Source organism: Anaerostipes rhamnosivorans (assembly GCF_005280655.1).
GTDB classification, from domain to species: domain Bacteria; phylum Bacillota; class Clostridia; order Lachnospirales; family Lachnospiraceae; genus Anaerostipes; species Anaerostipes rhamnosivorans.
Genome location: NZ_CP040058.1, coordinates 1,256,322 through 1,277,203, shown reverse-complemented (window position 1 = coordinate 1,277,203; position 20,882 = coordinate 1,256,322). Strand labels below are relative to the sequence as shown.

Sequence of the window (20,882 nt, the reverse complement as noted above, 5' to 3'; positions counted from 1 at the left end):
CTTCAATTAATAATTATTTAAGATGTCGCCAAGCGGATCACCTGTATTGCTTCCTCCTCCGTTGGAAGAACCACCGCTCTCAGACAATGTTAAGTAGATCAATGCCAGAGATACACCGATTGCTCCCAATGCGATCAAAGTCAGATCTGAAAGTGCGGCTACGCAGAAACCGATCGCAAAGAACGGCCATACTTCTTTTGTAGCCATCATGTTAATAACCATCGCATAACCAACGGCTACGACCATTCCACCACCGATTGCCATACCGTCTGTAAGCCATGCCGGCATAGATGTCAGGAATTTCTGAACGGTTGTTGCCGGGATAAACAGAAGCGCTCCCGCTGGAATCGCAATACGCAGACCCTGCATAGCGATGGCAATGATATGCCAAAGCTCAACACCTTTGAAATTGGCTTTTTCAGCAGCTGCATCCATACGGTGAACACATGCTACGGAAAGTGTACGTACAACCATTGTTAAGAATAAACCTGCAACTGCAAGAGGGATTGCAACTGCAATAGCAGTGCTGACACCTGCTGTACCCTGTCCTCCGAGAACCAGGATGATAGCGGAAGCTACAGAAGCCAACGCGGCATCCGGGGCAACAGCGGCTCCGATGTTCGCCCATCCTAAGGCGATCATCTGTAATGTACCACCTAAGATGATACCTGCCTCTAACTGTCCGGTCACAAGTCCAATTAATGTACAAGCAACCAGCGGCTGATGGAACTGGAATTCATCCAATACTCCTTCCATACCAGCTAGAAAGGCAACTATAATAACTAATACTATTGATATAACTGACATTATAATTCCTCCTCTATAATCTGAATGTGTGAAGCTTATGATAACTCAGCTTCAGCTTTTTTGATGATCTCATCCATGTTTTCTTTGGAATCGCTCGGTACCTTGCGGACATCAAAGGTAATTCCTTTTTTCTTTAACTCTGCAAAGGTCTTTACATCTTCTTTTCCCAAGGAAACTACTTTGCTCACTGCAACTTTTCCAACAGAGTGAGCCATGGAACCAATGTTCAGCTCTTTGATATCCACTCCGCCTTCGATGGCACGCAGGGCATCCTGAGGTGTTTCAAAAAGCAACAGTGCTTTTGTATTTCCAAAACGCGGATCTTTTGAAACCTCGATCATTTTGTCAACAGGTACAACGTTGGCGCGTACTCCTGGAGGTGCAGCCTCCTGAATTAATTTTTTACGAAGATCATCATGCGCTACAGAGTCAGACACAACGATGATCCGGTTCGGCTGGGTTGTCTTTGTCCATGCAGTCGCGACCTGTCCGTGGAGCAGACGGGAGTCAATACGGGCAAGCACAAACTTGATATGTCCGTCCCCTAATACCGTTCCTTCCGGAATTGCTCCCTGAGGCTGTGCAGGCTGCGCAGCCGGCGCTTCTGTCTTAGGTTCCAATGATTCCGGATAAATCCGGACCCCTTCTTTACCGCTTCCTGCGATCTGAACTGCAATCTCATGAGCAGTTTCCATTGTCATACGTGAAGCATAGGCGTCAATCAGCATCGGTAAATTCAAACCGGCTACTATTGCCCATTTATCCTCATGACCTGATACCAAACCGTTGGCCTGGTTGAATGGAGTACCACCCCAAAGATCAACTAAGAACAACACTTCATCCTGATTCTCGAAAGAAGCGATTGCATCTTCCATCTTCTTTTTGACATCGTTTGGCCCTTCGCTTGGCTGCAGTGTAACAGCTGCCACATCAGGCTGGTCACCGAAGATCATGGATCCAGACTGCATGATTCCAGTCGCAAATCCACCATGCGTAGCAAGAATAATTCCTACCATTTAAACATTCCTCCTTTTCTAGTTATCTTTCGGAATCTTTGTTCTTCTGTGTTCCCCGAGAACTCCAATCCCATTTATAAAATCCCCCGCTGGGGGTGATTTCCTATGTAAGCACAAAGCGGACAAGTCCGCTTCAACTCCTTAAATCCCTCAATCATGAGGGACTTGTTCCGCTTTGCGCGCCGATGTGCGGCTGCAAAGCAGCCTTCCTTGGCACATCGTGTGCATCATGCCCGGAGGGCTTTTTTATTCCATAGGGAGAACTTTCCTAATGGAATAAAAAAACCCGACTCAAACAACGAATCTTTTCTTGATCCATACACCCCGACAACTATTGCGAAACATATGGATTTAAAAAATCCTTTGGTTTGAATCAGGTTTAGCCTGCATTACCAGTAACAATCCTTATTCTTTATCAATATGAACTTTTATCTTGTGACAACCCGCTTAATATGTACAGTGAGATACATCATCTCTTCATCCGTGATATCGTGGTTGCATGTGTTTTTTATATAAATCCTGATCTTCTCCACACAGTCCAGGCACTCCTGATACTTGTTCCGGATGATCTCCTGGAACTCCGTATCATCACTTTCCACTTCGTTGCCCGTAAAAATCCTCTGGGCAAAAAACTTCAAGTGTGTGATGAACCGCTCGTAAAAGACAGATTCTTTATCCATCTGGTCCGGGAAACAATCATCTACAATCTTAAGAATATTTTGTGTCAGCTTGGTCATGGAAACCATCTCTGTCATATCCAGATCCAGTTCTGCGTTGACGATATGAAGTGCGATAAACGCCGCTTCATCCTGGGGCAGAGTCACCTTAAGTTTCCTCTCGATCATACCGATCGCCGCCTGCCCGATCAAATATTCCTGGTAGTAGAATTTCTTGATCTCCCATAAAAAAGGATTCTGGAAGGGAACTCCCATCTCTACCCGTTCAATGGCAAAATTAATATGGTCTGTAAGAGAAATATAAATATTGTCATTGATATTCTTTTGCAAAGTGTCTTTGGCATATTGAATAATTTCATTACATATTTCCAATCGCTCTATGGGAATGTCCTCGACCAGCTGCTGAAAGCGGTTTGTCATCCCATGGTCTTTCATAATATAAGTCTTTTCAACTTTGTCCGGGTCGATCTCATCTCCCGGATGTCCTTGAAAGCCCAATCCTCTTCCCATTAGTACCACTTCACGATGGCTGTTATCTTCTGAAATTACAATATTATTATTGATAATTCTTGTAATTTGCACAGTTCCACTCCGTATTGTAAAATATTCAGTTAAGAAAAAAAATAAACCACACCTATTGAAATCTATCTCTAAAAATCCCATAAGTTGGTTTAGCCTGCATTACCAGTAACAATCCTTCTTTCTTTATTCCCTTAACTTATTTCCAATTTTATCAAAGCGGCCACTCTATGTCAACCACTTTCTTTATAATTTCTTTATAAATTTTTAAGATTTATTCTCTATCAGACAACAAAAACTCTCTCAAAAGTTCGGGAATCCTTTATACATGCGGTTTACGGCAATTGTCAGTCTGCCAGCATTTTTTCTTGAGTATTTATAGTGCTTATGGTAAAATATATGAACTATTTGCATAAAATTAAGCTTTACCCAATTAATATGATCTGAGAGGTATTCATATGTTAAAGTTTATTGCCCTTCTGAATTCGGTCATAGCCAAGGCCCAGAAGGATCACATCACTGCCTTTTCTGCCCAGGCGGCATTCTTTACGGTACTTTCCTTTTTTCCGTTTTTGATCGTCGTACTGAGCCTGATGCGGTTTGTGCCTGTGACACCGGCAGATCTGATCGGACTTGTGAACTATTATCTGCCCGAACAGTACAGTGAAAGTCTCGTGGCGGTCATTAATTCTTTATATGGAAAGATAACCACAACTTACATGTCATTCACGATCATCACCTTGCTCTGGTCAGCATCCAAAGGAATCCTTTCCATGATGACCGGGCTGAACACGATCCATGAGATTCCTGAGAAGAGGAATTATTTTGTACTCCGGTTTATCGCCACATTATATATTGCGTTTATCGCCGTAGCCGTGCTGATCGGGATCATCGTGCTTTTATTCGGAAATACCCTGCTGAACCAGCTGTACCAGTTTTATCCGATTCTAGCGACACAGCACATTGTATTTTTGCTCATTCGGTTTGGCATCGCATTTTTTATTTTCTTTTTAGTGTTTTTTATCATGTACCGCTTTCTTCCAAGCGAACACTTTAAAGCAAAGCAGGTAATGCCGGGAGTGATCTTCAGCTCCGCGGGATGGATCATTTTATCCTCCCTTTTCTCTATTTATTTTGATAACTTTAAGTTTTTCAGCATTATGTACGGCGGTTTGACCGGTATTCTGCTGACTCTGTTCTGGCTCTATTTCTGTATGATGATTCTGTTCATCGGAGCCGAATTAAACCAGTACCTCATGAAAAACCATAGATAACAAAAGAGAACCTTTTCTTGTTTTGTTCAAGAAAAGGTTCTCTTTTTATGAGTTATTTACCACTATTTCCGTCGCGCTTTTGAAATGCGCTCCTCCAATAGTGGTGAATAACTTTCGAAAAGTGGCTCCTTTTTGACAGAAGCCCTTCTCCAGCAGACATTACGTCCATTTTCTACATGATTGGAGTGAGGCATTCTAAGAGCCGAACGGAAATCATGTGGAAAATGTCATACCTTATCGTGCGAAGCACGCCCAACCGAAGGGTATGGAACACGGGATGCCCTGCTGGGTATGGTTTTAGAGCATAAAGTGCTGCGGTACACCGTCTTTATACGGTATCTGTACCTCCCCCTGGATCAGCGGTTTCAGATAGTCCACCAACTCCTGTGTGATATCATGACCGTCTTCTGTAATCCACTCAATGGGCACTGTTTTCTCCACATTAGCGATCTTAGACAGGTCCGCAAGTACAATATCCACCCCATATGTTTTTCCCGGCAGCCGCTTGAGGGCGGACATCTTTCCGCTCTCCCCACGGATAGCGCTGACAGCTGCATAAGCTCCAAGATTCCTGGATTCCATAATGTCTGTTTCGCTGAGCATATATCCGGCGCAGCGTTGAAGAATATTCAGTTCCACAGAGCGAACCTTACAGCCTATCTGATCCGTGACCACCTGCTCTAAATACTTCCCGATTCCGGACAGATATTGATGTCCGAAAGCGTCTTCCTTTCCGGACTTCATCTCTTCTCCAACATATCTGCCCTGGGCATCTTTCAGTCCTTCGCTGACTGCAATAATAATGTTATTTTCTTTTTTCAGTGCTTCTTTTACATCTTCCACAAACTGTTTTGTACTGAACGCCTTCTCGCAAAGATAAATCAGCTGCGGAACGTTCCGCTCCTCATTTCTCGCAAGCGCTGCGCTGGCTGTGAGCCATCCGGCGTTCCTTCCCATGACTTCCACGATGGTCACAGACGGGATATCGTAAACGTAACAGTCACATGCGATCTCCGTGAACGCAGTGGCGATGAACTTTGCCGCTGATCCAAAGCCCGGGCAGTGATCCGTCTCCCCCAGATCATTGTCAATGGTCTTTGGGGCGCCCATGATCTTAATGTCATCCACTCCGTGTTCTCTGCAATACGTGGAGAGCTTATATACGGTGTCCATGGAATCATTTCCTCCCGTATAGATAAAATACCCGATGTTGTTCTTCCTGAGAATCCGGATGATCTCCTCAAATTCTCTCGCGTCCTCCTCAGGATTTTTCAGTTTCCAGCGGCAGGATCCCAGGGCGGCAGCCGGGGTGACTGCCAGCAGCTCCCTTGTGGCCGGATCTTTGCATATTTCATCCAGCCTTACAAAATTCTCATTTAAGACTCCTTTGATCCCATTCAGTGCACCATACACATGCCCCACCTCTTCGAATTCAAGACCGGTGTCGATGACTCCGGTAATGGTCGCGTTGATTGCTGCCGACGGCCCTCCCGACTGTGCCACTAACATGTTTTTCATCCTCGATGTCCTCCTCATTCAGTTGCAAAATTTCTGTACAAATTCTATTTTTCATTATATCGTGTTATAATAAAAATCACAACTGTAGAAAGGAGACTCTGAATTATGAATACACCTTTAGCAAAACTTCAGGAATCTATGAAGAAGAAAAATCTAACCTATTACCTGATTCCAAGTGAAGATCCCCATCAATCAGAATATGTCGATGATCACTATAAATGCCGCCAGTTTATCTCTGGTTTTACCGGCTCCTCCGGTGCCGTTCTCGCTGAACAGGACAGCAGCCGTCTCTGGACCGACGGAAGATATTTTACCCAGGCGGAATCACAGATCGACCGGGATCGGATGGAACTGATGAAGATGGGCGTCTCCGGTGTTCCCACCGTTCTGGAATATTTGGAACAGCATCTAAAAGAGGGGGATACCCTCGCCCTAAACGGCCGCACCATCAATACAACTTATGGCAAAAAGCTTTCCGCCCTGACCACCGCAAAAAAAGCATCTCTTGAGACAAACCACACACTCGCTGAAGACCTGTGGACTGACCGGCCTGCCGCTGCCGCCTCTGAAATATTTATACACGATGAAGCATACGCCGGTGAAGCTGTATCTTCAAAATTAAAACGGGTGCGAAGCCACATGGAGGCAGTTTCTGCCGAGGCCCATTTCATCTCTTCTCTGCCGGATATTGCATGGATCTTTAACCTCCGTGGAAATGACATGGCCTGCACTCCTCTGTTTTACAGCTACGCCTGGATCACTATGGAGGGCTGCTTTCTGTTTGTGAAGGAACACTGCCTCTCAGACGCTGTAAAAGACTATTTAGCTAAAAACCATGTGTCCGTTTTGCCTTATGAACATATCGGCACATTCTTAAAAGAACAAAAAGCAAGCATCCTTATGGACCCGGATACGGTCAGCTACAAGCTCTACCTTGAGGTGAAAAAAAACCGGATCCTCTTTGGAGAAAATCCTTCTTATGCTATGAAGGCAGTAAAAAATGACGTTCAGATTGAGGGCCTGCGCAGCTGCCATCTTTCCGACGGAATCGCTATGACAAAATTCATGTGCTGGCTGAAACAGAATATTGGCTCCGTACCCATGACAGAACTTTCTGTTTCGGACCGTCTGGAAGAGGAGCGAAAAAAGCAGCCTTTATACCAGGGGCCAAGTTTTGACACCATCTGTGCCTACAAAGAGCATGCGGCTATGATGCACTATTCCTCCACGGAGGAATCCAATGTGGAGCTGAAATCTGAAGGACTTCTCTTGATCGATTCCGGCGGACAGTATCTGACCGGAACCACAGATGTAACCCGAACTTTTATTTTAGGTTCCATCACTGCCGAAGAACGCAGAAACTTTACGCTTGTGTTAAAAAGCATGCTGTCCCTGGCAGACGCCAAGTTTCTTCAGGGCTGCCGGGGCAGCAGCCTGGACATTCTAGCCAGGGGGCCTCTCTGGCAGGAAGGTATTGACTACCGCTGCGGAACCGGACACGGTGTGGGACACTTCCTCGGTGTACATGAAGGCCCGAATGCCTTCCGCTGGCAGATCAGGGAAAATCAGCTGGATGCGGTCCTCGTGCCGGGCATGGTGACCACCGATGAACCGGGGGTCTATGTGCCGGGACAATACGGAATCCGCACAGAAAACATGCTTCTGTGCAGGAAGCAAAAACAGAATGAGTACGGCTCCTTTTTAGAATTTGAACACCTGACCTTGGTTCCCATTGACATGGACGGGGTTGACGAGACACTGCTCAGTGAGAAAGAACTCCATCTGCTCCGTGATTACCATCGTTTGGTTTTCGACAGACTTTCCCCTCACTTGACCGAAGCTGAGGCCGACTGGCTGTACAGTTTCTTAAAAATCTAACAAAGTGGGCAAGCCCACCTCTGAACTGACCCCCACTCTTTGAGGGGCTTGACAACTTTGAGCACCAAATGCGATTTGACGTAGTCAAATGATTTCCTTACGTGTCATAGGAGGTTCCGTAGGAATTTCCTATGACATAAACAATGCCCCCGGCTGGTTTTTCCTGCCGGGGGCATTGTTATGTCAGACAGTTGGGATTAATTCCAGACTTCCTCTGCAACTTCCCTCACCAATTTTAATTTATTCCACTGTTCTTCCTCTGTGAGCTTGTTTCCTTCCTCCGTAGATGCAAAACCGCACTGAGGACTTAAACACAGCCTGTCCAGCGGCAGATATTGTTCGGCCTCACGGATCCGTTTGATGACAGCTTCTCTGTCTTCCAAAACCGGATTTTTCGTGGTGATCAGCCCTAAGACAACTTTTTTATTCTCACTTACATGTTTTAACGGTTCAAAATCACCTGAACGATCATCGTCGAACTCTAGATAGTATGCATCCACATGTTCTTCACCAAACAAGAACGGCGCGATTGGTGCATAACCTCCCTTGGAAGCCCAGGTGGAATGATAGTTGCCCCTGCACACATGTGTTGTGACCACAAGATCATCCGGTCTTCCCTCCACTGCAAGATTGTTCACTTTCACATACTGCTTCGCAATTTCTTCCACGGAAACCTCATCCTGCTGACGGTTTTCCCAATATTTAACGTCACAGAACATTCCCCATGTGCAGTCATCAAACTGCACATTCCTACAGCCTGCCTCATATAATTCCCCGATCACTTCCCGATAGGCGGCTCCAATATCCGCAACCAGTTCATCTTCATCTGGATAAAATGATTTAGTGATCTTGGCGTTGTCTCCTCTTGTCAGTTCGGCAAGAAGCTGTGCTGGGGCCGGAACTGTCTGACGGGCTGTGACTGTGTCATTCTCCTGTTCTTTTACAAAACGAAAATGTTCTACAAAAGGATGGTTCTCCCCTGAGATTTTTCCTGTCAGTACTGCTGTCTCTCCTCTTGTCACTTCATCATGGAATTGATATCCGCTCTCGATCTGTTTTTTCTCAACTCCATTCAGTCCCCACATGAAATCCAGATGCCACCAGCTTCTTCTGAATTCTCCATCCGTGATCACGGACAGGCCTGCTTTCTTCTGCTTTTCAATCAGGTTAAGGATTGCTTTGTCTTCTGTCTCTCTCAGCTGCTCCTGTGTAAGGTTTCCTGCCTGAAATTCTTTCCTGGCTGTTTTCAAGCCTTCTGGCCTCAAAAAACTTCCCACAATATCAAATCGAAATGGTGCTTTATTTTTCATCGTATATTCTCCCTTTGTCTTATTTTCTCTATGTTGTAAGTATACTTTGTATTGATCCCAATGAAAAATATAAAAAAACAGCAGTTTGATATAGTTTAAAACTATATCAAACTGCTGTTTCTTCTTTTACAGCTGGCAGCTTAGAACATGTCTTTTCAGAGCTTCCATATATGCTTTTCCGTACCGGCTCAGCATCATGTGCTTCTGCTGGATCGTTCCGATCCTCATATGCTCCTCCACCAACAAAGGCTTTGCAATGATATTAACACCGTTTAATTCCTCGCTTATGACTCCGGAACTGACCGTATATCCATTGAGGCCTATGACAAGGTTAAACAACGTTGCCCGGTCCCTGACCTTGATATTTCTGCTCCGGTCCAAGGTGCTCAAAATCTCCTCGGAAAAATAAAAAGAATTGTAATCCCCCTGCTCAAATGACAGATAAGGGTAGTCCTCCAGATCTTTCAGGGATAGCTCTTTTTTCTCTGCCAGAGGGTGTTTTGAATTAATGAAAACATGGGGTTTTGCCAGAAACAGTTCTTCAAACACCAGACCGTTTTGTTTTATGAGCTTCATAATAATCTGTTCATTGATGGATGATGTATACAAAATACCAATCTCACTTTTAAGCCGGCTGACATCCTCAATGATCTCATATGTCTGGGTTTCCCTCAAAGTAAAATCATACTGGTCTCCGCCAAACTCCCGGATCACGTCCACAAACGCATTGACAGCAAAGGAATAATGCTGGCAGGACACAGAAAAACGCGGACTCTGCTTCTTTGCATTTAAATACTTTTCTTCCAGTAAATTAGCTTGTTCCAGAACTTGCCTGGCGTAACCTAAAAAGACGTCCCCTTCATTGGAAATAATCACCCCTTTGTTTGTCCTTCTGAATATGGTGATCTGCATTTCCTTTTCCAAATCCTTGACTGCGCTGGTGAGGCTGGGCTGGGAGATAAACAGCTCCTTAGCCGCCTCACTGATGGTTCCTTTTTCCGCAACCATAACTGCATACTTAAGCTGCTGTAATGTCATCTTGTCACTCCTTTAAAAAAATGTCTCGCCAAGGGAAATCATGAGCGGAAGAGTGGCAATCGCCGCAATGGTGGATATGGCAAACAGTTCCGCCGCATAACCCACATCCTTCTTAAACTTCACCGCAAACATGGTCGTTATGGCTGCCGTAGAAGCCGATGTGGCAAGCAGTGACAGAATCTTAAGATCCTTCGACACAGGAACAAAGATCAGGATCAGAAACATAACAAACGGCACGACCAAAAGCCTCAGCACGGTCAAAATATAAATCCTTGGTTTTGACAGAATCTTTAGCAGATTCGTCTGTGCAATGGCCGTTCCTGAGATCATCATAGCCAAAGGAGTGTTCATATCCGCGATGGCCTTTAACGGTCTGAACACCAACGCCGGGAATTTAATCTGAAGCAGATAGCACAAAAGCCCTGCAAATGTGGCAATCATCACTGGCGCCTTAAACACCTCTTTGATCGATTCCTTTTTAAAAGATCCCTGCATGCTGGCCACTCCGTGGGACCAGATGAACAGGTTCTGTGCGGCAATAAACGCTGTTATGTAGATAACTCCTTTGGAACCCAGCACTGCCTGCGCCAAAGGAATGCCCATAAATCCGCAGTTTGGATAGACCACACTGAACCGCTCAAGAGCAGTGCGATCTTGATCCCTGCCTCTTACAAGGCCGTAGGACAGCAGGATCGCCAGACCATGGGCTATAATTCCAAGCACAAAGGTTATAACAATGCCGTGAAAGATATTTGCGTCAAAGTCAATCTGGAATGATGTGAGTACCACAAACGGAATAACCAGATACAGGGTGATATTGGAAAGCTCCGCGCTCCCCTTTTCGGTTACGAGGCCTGTCTTATATGCACCTGCCCCCACCGCCATCATCAAAAACATCATGACGATCTGCCCGAATACAATTGAAACAATATTCATTAAATTCCCTCTTTAATCTTCGTCTTCCGATCCAATCCACATGTTTTTGATGGTCTGATAGGTACCCTCTGTGTTCAGCACCTGCAGGGTCACATTAAACTTACCCACAGAAGGATCTTTTTTTCTGAACATGATACCGTAGTTGCTCTCCGCTGAATTCAGCTTTTCATCCAGGGCAGAAATCTTATCTCCCTTATAGTTGTCCATAAAATAATCGACACCCGTGGTATCATAGACAGTAGCGTCAATCTTCCCCTTTTCTAGGTCTTTAAATACCTTTTCCATGGATGAATAAGTCTTGATCTTATTTTCTTCTGAGAGGTTCTGCTGTGCATATTCAGCATTGGAGGTTCCCTCTTCCACACCGATTGTTTTTCCCACTAATTCTTTCCGATCCGTGATATTTTTATCTGAATTGACCATAATCTTCAGTGTATTCTCAAAGTAAACATCAGAAAACTGGAACTCTTTCTGACGGCTGTCCGTGATACAGATGCCGGAAATGGCAAGGTCGATCTTCTTTTCCTGAAGCAGCTTTGTAAGCTCTCTCACAGGCGCCACACGAAGCTTATATTCAAAGCCAAGATACTGGCTTATACCCTTCATAAGATCAATGTCAAAGCCCTTCATTTCCTTTGTCTTTTCATCACGGAAAGAAAATGGAGCCATACCTTCTGATACTCCTATGACAAGTTCTTTTCCCTTCATAGAATCCTTCACTTCCGAAGCTGTGATGTTTTCTTTTTTTACATCTTTATTCTCTGTCTTCTTTTTATCCCAAGGGAGATTGCAGCCCCCTAAACAAAAAATAAGACATATCATCATACAAATTGTCAGTAATTTTTTCATGATATGATTCCCCATTTCTATAGATTGTTTTTTATCATAATATCATTGGTAAATAGGGGTGTCAAACAGTCTGGCAATTTTTTCATCGTATAAATCCATTTTGATTGGTGAATGATTTTAATATATCGTTCGCAAGAACAATTTACAAATGGAGGAATTATCATGGCACTTAATAAAGTTGAAATCTGCGGAGTCAATACTGCTTCTCTTCCTTTACTCACCAATGAAGAAAAAGAGGAATTGTTCATAAGAATTGAACAGGGAGACCAGGAAGCCAGGGAACAATACATCAAGGGCAATTTAAGGTTAGTTTTAAGTGTCATTCAACGTTTTTCCGGCAGCAGTGAAAATGCCGATGACCTGTTTCAGGTAGGATGCATTGGACTGATGAAGGCGATTGATAATTTTGACCGTACGCTGAATGTTAAATTTTCCACTTATGCGGTCCCGATGATCATCGGAGAAGTCAGACGCTATCTCCGTGACAACAATTCTATGAGGGTCAGCCGCTCTCTTAGGGATATCGCTTATAAGGCCATCACGGCAAAGGAAGCCTTAACCAAAAAATTTAACAAGGAGCCGACCATCGAAGCCATTGCAGACGAGATTGAAATGAAAAAAGAAGATGTCTTATTTGCCCTGGATGCCATTGCCACTCCGCTCTCCCTCTATGAACCAGTGTACCAGGACGGAGGCGATACCCTGTTTTTAATGGACCAGGTGAAAGATAAGAAAAACAAAGAAGAATTATGGGTAGAATCCATCGCCTTAAAAGATGCCATGGAACATCTGCCTGAACGGGAATACAACATCATCAAACTCCGGTTCTTTGATGGAAAAACGCAGACTGAAGTAGCTGACGAGATTAGTATCTCACAGGCGCAGGTCAGCCGTCTGGAAAAGAACGCCCTGAATCATATGAAACACTATCTGGATTAAAACGGCAGGGGACATTTCTTTTTGGAAGAGAAATGTCCCCTTTCTTATGTTATAAAATCGGTACCCAGAATTGAATCTCACTCTGCCCGTGCTCATCCGCTGTCTCCCCGTATTTTGCAAAATCGTATGGGTTTCTTTCATTAAATCTACATGTGGAATTGGGAAACCACTCTTGATAAATATATTCTGCCACAGGCTGAAGGCTGTCCTCATTTTTCCCTCTAAAAGTAAAAACTGCATATCTGCTGGGCGGCAGGGTAAACGCTTTCATATGTGCTGGAATGTACGCTAGTGAAGTCACCTGGGCTGCTGCAATATAATGGAATAACGGCCCGTTGCTTTCATACTCCTTATAATCGTTGACGCCGATAAGAAAATCCTTGTCTGTCCTGCTGATGATCTCGTCTTTATATTTATGCATCAGATTCCAGCAACGGCCGATGACCCGGAACCCATGTTTCGTGCTTCCGTCATATCCAGCCAGATAGATGCTGTCTTCCTCCACTGTTTTTATATTCAAGACCCTGTCACCCGGTATTTTTCCGCGTTGTTCCATATCATATTTCAGCTGTAACGGCATAAAACTACTCTTCTTCCGGTAACGGCTGGGCGAACAATTGTACATGGTCTTAAAACTCCTGGAAAATGAACGCTGGGTGTCATAACCGGAACACAGCGCGATCTCCATCAACGGCTTTTGTGTAAAAACAAGCACCCGGGCCGCCTCAGTCAATCTGCGGCGTTGGATATATTGATGGATGGAAACACCCACAACAAACGTAAACATTCTGTGTAAGTGATATTTAGAATACCCAATTTCTTCTGTTATCATATCCAAATTTAATTCTTCCTCAGTGAGATGCTCCTCTATATAATCGAGCACCTGCCTGATGACCTGTAAATTATTATCCATACCAATACCTCCTGCTCTTAGAATAACAAAATGCGGAGTAGGATGATTCACAAATCTTGCGGTCTGCGAAAAAAATCTAGAATGTTAATCTGTATATTTATACTTCATTTTGTTGTCCTTAAAATAATATTCATTATTATTTACGGAGAACTTTCCTATGAAATGAAAAAGGGCCGTCTGCAACAGACGCCCTCAATCTTTTTAATTCTTTGTAATTATTGTTTCTAAACAAGATATTCTCTCCATTTTCTACATGATTGGAGTGAGACATTCTAAGAGCCGAACGGAAATCATGTGGAACATGTCACAATAAATTCTTCTTTTTCAAAATCAGTACTGCGATCACGCACACTGCAACCGAAAACGCACTTACAATAAAGAATCCTATGGGGCTCCCCGAAAACGGCATTCCGGCAGGATTCAGGTTCATTCCATAGAGGCCTGAGATCATCGTCGGGAGTTCCAAAACAATCGTGATTGCGGCGAGGAACTTCATGACCTGGTTTAAGTTGTTGTCGATAATAGAACCAAACAGTGACATGGTGCTCCTCAAGATGTTATGGTAAATATAGGTCATCTCCATGGCCTGTTTGTTCTCAATGATGACGTCCTCCAGGAGTTCCTGGTCTTCCTCGTAATGCTTAAGCCCAATGTGTTTTCTGAGCTTTTCCAACACAACCTCATTAGACTTTAAGGAGGTTGTAAAATACACCAGACACTTTTCCAGGTCATAGAGTTGGATCAAATCCTTATTCCTGGATGTCTCATGCAGGATCTCCTCCACCTCGTTGGCCCGTCTGTCGATCATACGCAGATGCATCAAAAACAGTGCCGCATTGTTGTAGAGAATCTGATAGACAAACCTTGTCTTCATATATGTATAGAAATTCGGGACCAATCCGTCTGTAAACTGCTTTAAGATATTTGTCTCTTCCAGGCAGACGGTGAATACCACCTTCTCTGTGATAAAAATACCGAGAGGAATGGTCTCATACATCCGTTTTCCCTCTTCCTTCCGAACCACCGGGATGTTGACCAGGATCATCGTATAACAGTCTTCGTGCTCCAGACGGGACCGCTCTTCCTCATCCAAAGGCGCCCGCAGATCGTCTAAGTCGATCCGATATTCTTCAGCCACCATCTGCAGTTCCGCCGCGCTGGGGTCCGTCATCATGACCCAGGATTCCCGTTCGATGTCAGTAATCTCCCTCAATTCTTTTGATCCCTCATAGGTTTTAAATATCCTGACCATGATTCCCCTCCTTTTGACAATACTACTATTATATCAACTGGAAAAGGAAACGGCAACCATTATTCAAATGGATACTTCATTCCCCACTGGGTTCTCACACTGCTTAAGATCTTCATAACATCTCTGGAAATTTCTATATTGTTATCAGAAAGGCTTCCTTCTACCGCCCCTTCCATGGCATTTACTTCATATACCAGGGCATCTTCTGTGTTTCCTGCCTCAATGGTCTCTGTGAGACCTGTCTCTGTGTTTGTAATGGTTGCTTTTGACGCACGCGGATATTCATACACCTCAATATATCCCTTGTCTCCGGTGACAACGCCCCTTTTAGGCTGTTTTGCCCGAATGGTCAGACAGATCACTGCCATCTGGTCAGACTCATTTTTCAGAATAATTCCGGACTGCTCATCCACTCCGGTCTCCACATACTGCACAGTGGTCAGAATCGTATTTGGCGCCTCGTCCATAAAGGTCCTTGCAAATGTAGTTGCATATCCCCCGATATCCAGGAGCGCTCCCCCTGCTGCTTCCAGAGCGAAAAACCGATTGGTGGAATCATATCCTTTGTTGCTTCCGAAGTTGACCTGCACCATCTTAACTTTCCCGATGGCACCCTGGCTAATCCTGGACTTTAATTCCTTAAAAAGCGGCATATGGCTGATAGTCATAGCTTCCCTGACAATCAGATCCTTTTCCTCTGCCATGGAGAGAACCTCATTAAGCTGATGATCGTTGACCGTGATGGCCTTCTCACACAAGATGTGCTTTCCCGCCTCTATGGCCTCTTTCATGTTTTCGTAATGCTGACTATGAGGAGTGGCAATATAAACCACATCAACCGCCTCATCCCCGAGCATCTCTTCGTAGGAATCGTAAACCTTCTCGACACCGTATTTCTCTGCAAAAGCCTCTGTCTTGGCTTTGGTCCGGCTGCTGACTGCATAAACCTTTCTTCCCATCTTCTCAAATGCCTGCGCCATTTCATTGGCGATCACTCCGCATCCAAGAATTCCCCATTTTAAATCACTCATTTGTTTCTCCTTTCTGCTTCCATCACTGTAATTCCCTGTTCTCCTGCTACAATGGCTTTAGCTGCCACATGATAAAAAAGTGAAGTCTCCACGACTCCGGTCATCTGCTTCAGTTCTCTGTCTAAGCTCTCAAGTTCCTTCAATTCTGCAAACCAGACCTCCATTAGAGTCCTGGATCTCATAGATGTACGTCCGCCTATCTCCTGTATCTTTGATTCCACATATCCCTTTGCCTCCGGAACGATCTCCAGCACGATTGGAAATGTAAAGTCAATCTGCTCTGCCACCTTGCTCTCGTCCACTAGCAGAACATACTCATCAGCCATCTTTCCGATAATTTTTTCTTTTGTGTGGATACCCCCTCCACTCTTGATGGCGTTCAGGCAGCGATCTACTTGATCACAGCCGTCAAAAGCAATATCTACATGTGAAACCTCTTCCGTATCTGTGACACAAAGGCCCAGACGCTCACAAACCTCTTTCGTCTGCTCGGAAGGAGTCACGATCTGTCCTTTAAATTCTGCCTCTTTCAGATACTCCGCCAGATACCCGATGGTTTGTCCTCCTCCCAGGCCTATGATCCCTTTTCCTGCTGCCCAGCTGACGGCTTCTTTTGCACACCGACGTTTCATGATTTCTCCTTTCTCTAAAAGAAAATATGTTTCTTAATCTGATTTTATCACGAAACTTTATTTTGTCAACCATTGCGTTGCTTTTTCTTTTTTTTCATATTACAATGAGGATACCAGAAATGAGAAAGGAGCACGACACTATGGGTAAGAAATTGAAAAAATTTATGAAAGTTGTGACTGCCATCATCTCTATCGGCGGAATTCTTTATATCGCCAGAGACCAGATCAAAGCAATCATTGACAAGCTGAAAGAACTGAAGGACCAGGAAAAGGATGAAGATCTTGATGACTGGGACCCAGAAGAGTTTGACGATGACGACATCTTCCCGGATTCAGCGGAGGACAGCCGTGATTACTTCTCCATCCACATCACAGATGAAGAAGAAACAAAAGAAGAGACTTCCGAAGAAGAATTTCCTTCTGAGGATGACCCTGACGAGAAAGATAAAACTTCTGAACCAACAGAAGAAGATGATAAACAATAAAAAAACTCCTATGCCTGCAGTTCAGAGCATAGGAGTTTTTCTTCTTAAAGATCCAGCTGCATGATATAATCATCCATGATAAATCCGTTTCCGATATCGGTCTTTACAGAATCAATAGTCTTAAACCCCTTTGCCTCGTAGATGTCCAGGCTGTTCTGATTGTATTTATTACAAGTCAGATAGACTGCCTGTTTTTCCTGTTCCTCTGCAAAAGCCAGTGCTCTTTTTAAGAGTGTACTGGAAAGCCCTTTTCCCCTCTGATCCTTGTGCAGATACAGCTTGCTTAAAAAAAGACGATCGCCGTCGGGTTTTACCCCGCAGAATCCAATCAGTTTCCCTTGTTCATATCCGAGAAAATATGTATAGTGTTCCTCCTCAATGGCTTTGCTCAATGCCTCATAGCTCTGGAATTTCTCCACCATATAGTCGATCTGATCTTTTGAAATGATCTCCACAAAATATTCATGCCAGATCTCTGTGGCCAATCCTGCCAGTTCCTGAATCTGTTGTTTCGTCTCACATACTTTAATTTCCATGCTGCAACCCATCCTGTTATCTTATTTTTACTTTCTTTGCTTTGGAATAACTTCCAAAATATTTTTTGCCGTTAATCGTCTTAAAAGCCCTTACTTTTACATAGTAAGTCTTCTTTCTCTTAAGTTTCTTGCTTGTATAAGAAACTTTTTTTCCGCTGGTGTATTGCTTCACTCTTTTGTACTTGCCCTTCTTGCCTGTCCTGATATAAATCCTGTAGCCGCTGGCACCAGAGATCTTCTTATATTTGATCTTCAGGCGGCGTCCGCTTTTCTTTACTGTCACCTTTGGTTTTCCCGGTCTTGTTCCGGATTTCAAAGGCGTTGAGTACGGACTAAAATACCGTTTGTCAAATACATTTCGAAAAGCTCTGACTCTATAATAATATGTCTTTCCAGATTTTAGCTTCGAATTGGTATAAGAAGTTGTTTTACTTGAAACCTGTTTTAAATATTTATAGCCTGAGTTTTTCTTCGTAGAACGATAAATTCTATATCCAGACACATTTTTTAATGACTTCCATGATATTTTAGCTGAAGATGATGTCCTGCTCACATGTTTTACTGTTGTCTTGGAACTTAGATAAAGAGGATTTTTTATATAAATATATACCGGTAATTGACTGGCTTTTCCTCCTTCCAGACACCCATCTTCATAGTTAATAACCAATTCAGGAATTGAACGGATCACGGTATCGTCATTATAGGCTTCATAATCTCCATTGTTCAGAAGGCTAAAAAAGTTTAACTTAAGACGGTTCGTATCCAGTACAATTTTAAATGTATTAGTACCTCCCACTGCGTTCTGGGCTGTGGAACCTGTATGTTTATATGTTCCATCGGAAAATTTAAAGTATCCTTTGGGATCTAATTCAATCGATTTTACAGGTACTGATTCATTACCCAGGTTTTTAAAACTGACCGTTAATTCATTTTTACTTTTAGAGAGATCCATGGTACCCAGCATTTTATAGCCATATCTCCAGATCCCACTCCATTGGTTTCCATAGGTATAATGTTCATCATATTCACCTGGTGTATCATATGCAAATGGTATCTTCCTGATGATCTTTCCTGTTGTAACGTCCTTTATGTAAATGGCTGTCCAATTTAACTTAGGATCCACCTTATTACTTGAAAAATTTACAGATACCTGGATCTTCTCTCCTGACTTTAAGGCCGCTGTGGAAGAAGATAATTTAATATCGGCTTTTGCTCCGTCCTTGTCCTGCATCTCAACAGATATACTGCTATAGTCTGTATTTCCTTTATTTTGAATGGTAAATACTTTATCCTGTCCGACTGCTATGGTATTATCTTTATTTCGCTCCGCAGACAGAGTATACCAAGTCACAACATTCTTATTTTTTATTTTATTGCCAGTGTAATTTGTCACAGATATATTCATATCTTCGGTTATCTCTTCCGCTTTCACCACACTCACCTGCGATATGATCAAACATGCTGTCAGCAATACTATCATTAATCGTTTCAGCTTCATCTTTTGTCCTCCTTTCCACATATCATACCATTTTCCAACAAAAAAAACCACGGCTCCCCATGGTTTTTCATTGTAACAAAGTGAGTGCCCCTAAAGATAAAGCAGGCTTGCCCTCTTTGTTCTTATTTACCGGCTTCGATGTCCGCTGCCATCTGTTTTAATTCCTCCACACTGAAATTGTAGTGTGTATTACAGAAATGGCAGTTTACCTCGATATCCTCACAATCCTTGATCATATCGTTGATCTCGTCTTTGCCGACGCTGATCACTGCTTTTTTCACCCGCTCTTTGGAGCAGTTGCAGGAGAACTTTGTCGGTATGGTCTCATAAAACTTTGTCCCGAATTCTCCCAGCAGTTCGTTCATCATATCTTCCGGAGTTTTTCCCTCCTCCAAATGAGATGTGACAGACTGAAACTCCGCAATTTTCTTTTCCAGGGCAGTGATGACTTCCTCAGACGCATACGGCATCATTTGAATGATAAACCCTCCGGCGTGCCGCACCGTGTTATCCTTGTTCATCAGCACTCCCAGTGCCACAGAAGTAGGGATCTGTTCACTGGCCGCAAAATAATAGGTCAGATCTTCTGCGATTTCCCCTGATACAAGGTGGGTCTGTCCTGAATACGGTTCCTTCATTCCGATGTCCTTGATGACAGTTAAAACGCCCAGGTCCAAGGCTTTCCCCACATCCAGCTTTCCTTCCTTGCTCGGCGGCAGCATCACATCTGGATTAACCACATAGCCTTTCACATCAGCTTTAGAATCCGCAGTCACCGTGAGTCCTCCGATGGGGCCGCTGCACTGGATCTGCAGTGTGATCATGTCCTGTTCATTCTTACACATGCTTCCCATCATGGCTCCTGCCGTCAGAAGCCGTCCTAGGGCCGCTGTGGCAACAGGACTTGTATTATGTCTCTGTCTTGCCTCTTCCACTATATCCTTTGTATAAGCAGCAAAAAAACGAACCTGATCGTCTGCCGCTGTTCCTCTTACAATATAATCTTTCATTTGTCCACCTCATGATCTATCGTTGAAATAAAATACAGCCGTCCGCTCTCTGGATCTGGCTCCTCTAAGTTGTCCGCATCCACCACTTCCCGGACTGAAAAACCTGCCGAGTGAAGTGCGCTTACTATCTCCTCTTTCTCATATGCTCTCTGAAAATGTACTTCCTCAAACTTCTGGTACAGCCCCAAATCGCTGCGGATAAATAACGTCAGGTCATACTCATTGATCCTGTCCTCCGGATCATAAAAGTTCTGCCAGATAAAACTGCAGTCCTCACGATCCTCCGCAAACGTATTTTCAGCCAGCAGTGTTTCGTATTTATAGAGGGTGTTCATGTCAAATAAAAACACTCCGTCTTCGCTCAGATTTTCCCGCACCCGGTGAAACACCTGCACAAGATCCTCCGGCTCTAAAATATAGTTTAAGCTGTCACAGGTGCTGACCGCCGCATCGGCAGGATGGAGAAGAGAAATTTCTCTCATATCCTGACAGATATAAAATATCCCGTCCTCGCCTGAATCTGCCGCGATCTCCAGCATCTCCTGAGAATTGTCAAGCCCGGTCATCCGGTAGCCATAACCTTTGAGCACTTTTGTCATCTTCCCGGTGCCGCAGCCCAGATCCAAGATTTTGGCACCGTCCTTTACCTGATATTTGGTCAGGAATTTCCTTATATTTCTGCCCCACTGTTCATAGGGCGTCTGGTCCATAAATTCATCATAAACTCTGGCAAAGCTTTGATAGCTTGTAAACTCATCCATTGT

Annotated in this window: 20 protein-coding genes; 4 read left to right on the top strand and 16 right to left on the bottom strand. The window is 43.9% G+C overall.

Features of this window, described 5'->3' with window-relative positions:
- Positions 1–6: 6 nt before the first annotated feature.
- From AR1Y2_RS06280 to licT, 3 genes are all read right to left on the bottom strand, one after another.
- Positions 7–807 carry a PTS mannose/fructose/sorbose transporter subunit IIC gene (locus tag AR1Y2_RS06280; RefSeq protein WP_137328212.1) on the bottom strand — a complete coding sequence of 267 codons (801 nt, stop codon included), beginning with the start codon at positions 805–807 and terminating at the stop codon, positions 7–9.
- A gap of 35 nt (positions 808–842) precedes the next feature.
- Positions 843–1,823 (bottom strand): mannose/fructose/sorbose PTS transporter subunit IIB, encoded by a 981-nt coding sequence (locus tag AR1Y2_RS06275; RefSeq protein ID WP_137328211.1) that lies wholly within the window; start codon positions 1,821–1,823, stop codon positions 843–845.
- 428 nt (positions 1,824–2,251) lie between these two features.
- Positions 2,252–3,082, bottom strand: coding sequence for a BglG family transcription antiterminator LicT (gene licT / locus AR1Y2_RS06270; protein WP_137328210.1), 831 nt, complete (start codon positions 3,080–3,082; stop codon positions 2,252–2,254).
- A 395-nt stretch (positions 3,083–3,477) separates the two neighbouring features.
- Here licT and AR1Y2_RS06265 point away from each other — a divergent pair, with 395 nt between their 5' ends.
- Positions 3,478–4,293: a YihY/virulence factor BrkB family protein gene (locus AR1Y2_RS06265; protein ID WP_137328209.1), complete on the top strand. Its 816-nt coding sequence runs from the start codon at positions 3,478–3,480 to the stop codon at positions 4,291–4,293.
- Positions 4,294–4,590: 297 nt separating this feature from the next.
- Here the strand turns inward: AR1Y2_RS06265 and AR1Y2_RS06260 are convergent, their stop codons facing one another.
- Positions 4,591–5,811: a 6-phosphofructokinase gene (locus AR1Y2_RS06260; protein ID WP_137328208.1), complete on the bottom strand. Its 1,221-nt coding sequence runs from the start codon at positions 5,809–5,811 to the stop codon at positions 4,591–4,593.
- Between the two features lie 105 nt (positions 5,812–5,916).
- Between AR1Y2_RS06260 and AR1Y2_RS06255 the strand changes: the two genes are divergently transcribed.
- A complete protein-coding gene (locus tag AR1Y2_RS06255; protein ID WP_137328207.1) occupies positions 5,917–7,689 on the top strand; it encodes an aminopeptidase P family protein in 1,773 nt (590 codons plus the stop codon).
- 197 nt (positions 7,690–7,886) lie between these two features.
- Here AR1Y2_RS06255 and AR1Y2_RS06250 read toward each other — a convergent pair whose 3' ends face one another.
- The 4 genes from AR1Y2_RS06250 to AR1Y2_RS06235 all read right to left on the bottom strand — a co-directional run bounded on the left by AR1Y2_RS06250 (position 7,887) and on the right by AR1Y2_RS06235 (position 11,822).
- Positions 7,887–8,999, bottom strand: a complete 1,113-nt coding sequence (locus tag AR1Y2_RS06250) for a 5-methyltetrahydropteroyltriglutamate--homocysteine S-methyltransferase (RefSeq protein WP_137328206.1) — start codon at positions 8,997–8,999, stop codon at positions 7,887–7,889.
- A 126-nt stretch (positions 9,000–9,125) separates the two neighbouring features.
- Entirely contained in the window at positions 9,126–10,037 is a 912-nt protein-coding gene (locus AR1Y2_RS06245) for a LysR family transcriptional regulator (protein ID WP_137328205.1), read from the bottom strand.
- A 12-nt stretch (positions 10,038–10,049) separates the two neighbouring features.
- Complete coding sequence (locus tag AR1Y2_RS06240) at positions 10,050–10,973, bottom strand: AEC family transporter (protein ID WP_137328204.1); 924 nt, start codon at positions 10,971–10,973, stop codon at positions 10,050–10,052.
- 12 nt (positions 10,974–10,985) lie between these two features.
- Positions 10,986–11,822, bottom strand: coding sequence for a substrate-binding periplasmic protein (locus AR1Y2_RS06235; RefSeq protein WP_243118878.1), 837 nt, complete (start codon positions 11,820–11,822; stop codon positions 10,986–10,988).
- Positions 11,823–11,984: 162 nt separating this feature from the next.
- On the opposite strand from AR1Y2_RS06235, the gene sigG reads away from it, so the two are divergent.
- Positions 11,985–12,761 (top strand): RNA polymerase sporulation sigma factor SigG, encoded by a 777-nt coding sequence (gene sigG, locus AR1Y2_RS06230; protein ID WP_175403598.1) that lies wholly within the window; start codon positions 11,985–11,987, stop codon positions 12,759–12,761.
- A gap of 49 nt (positions 12,762–12,810) precedes the next feature.
- On the opposite strand, the gene AR1Y2_RS06225 is transcribed toward sigG, so the two are convergent.
- The 4 genes from AR1Y2_RS06225 to rpiA form a co-directional block, all read right to left on the bottom strand.
- The gene (locus AR1Y2_RS06225) at positions 12,811–13,674 is read right to left on the bottom strand and encodes an AraC family transcriptional regulator (protein ID WP_137328201.1); all 864 of its coding nucleotides are present in this window, start codon (positions 13,672–13,674) and stop codon (positions 12,811–12,813) included.
- Positions 13,675–13,978: 304 nt separating this feature from the next.
- Positions 13,979–14,926: a magnesium transporter CorA family protein gene (locus AR1Y2_RS06220; RefSeq protein WP_137328200.1), complete on the bottom strand. Its 948-nt coding sequence runs from the start codon at positions 14,924–14,926 to the stop codon at positions 13,979–13,981.
- Positions 14,927–14,985: 59 nt separating this feature from the next.
- Positions 14,986–15,957, bottom strand: a complete 972-nt coding sequence (locus AR1Y2_RS06215) for a Gfo/Idh/MocA family protein (RefSeq protein WP_137328199.1) — start codon at positions 15,955–15,957, stop codon at positions 14,986–14,988.
- Positions 15,954–16,589 (bottom strand): ribose 5-phosphate isomerase A, encoded by a 636-nt coding sequence (gene rpiA / locus AR1Y2_RS06210; RefSeq protein ID WP_137328198.1) that lies wholly within the window; start codon positions 16,587–16,589, stop codon positions 15,954–15,956. Before rpiA ends, AR1Y2_RS06215 begins: the two co-directional genes overlap by 4 nt.
- Positions 16,590–16,729: 140 nt before the next feature.
- Here rpiA and AR1Y2_RS06205 point away from each other — a divergent pair, with 140 nt between their 5' ends.
- Complete coding sequence (locus AR1Y2_RS06205) at positions 16,730–17,074, top strand: DNA-directed RNA polymerase subunit delta (RefSeq protein ID WP_243118877.1); 345 nt, start codon at positions 16,730–16,732, stop codon at positions 17,072–17,074.
- A 44-nt stretch (positions 17,075–17,118) separates the two neighbouring features.
- Here the strand turns inward: AR1Y2_RS06205 and AR1Y2_RS06200 are convergent, their stop codons facing one another.
- The 4 genes from AR1Y2_RS06200 to AR1Y2_RS06185 all read right to left on the bottom strand — a co-directional run bounded on the left by AR1Y2_RS06200 (position 17,119) and on the right by AR1Y2_RS06185 (position 20,879).
- Positions 17,119–17,610 (bottom strand): GNAT family N-acetyltransferase, encoded by a 492-nt coding sequence (locus AR1Y2_RS06200; RefSeq protein ID WP_137328196.1) that lies wholly within the window; start codon positions 17,608–17,610, stop codon positions 17,119–17,121.
- A gap of 16 nt (positions 17,611–17,626) precedes the next feature.
- Positions 17,627–19,108 carry a fibronectin type III domain-containing protein gene (locus AR1Y2_RS06195; RefSeq protein WP_175403597.1) on the bottom strand — a complete coding sequence of 494 codons (1,482 nt, stop codon included), beginning with the start codon at positions 19,106–19,108 and terminating at the stop codon, positions 17,627–17,629.
- A gap of 122 nt (positions 19,109–19,230) precedes the next feature.
- Positions 19,231–20,118, bottom strand: a complete 888-nt coding sequence (gene hslO / locus AR1Y2_RS06190) for an Hsp33 family molecular chaperone HslO (RefSeq protein ID WP_137328194.1) — start codon at positions 20,116–20,118, stop codon at positions 19,231–19,233.
- Complete coding sequence (locus tag AR1Y2_RS06185) at positions 20,115–20,879, bottom strand: class I SAM-dependent DNA methyltransferase (RefSeq protein WP_137328193.1); 765 nt, start codon at positions 20,877–20,879, stop codon at positions 20,115–20,117. The genes hslO and AR1Y2_RS06185 overlap by 4 nt, the downstream gene beginning before the upstream one ends.
- Between the last annotated feature and the right edge of the window lie 3 nt (positions 20,880–20,882).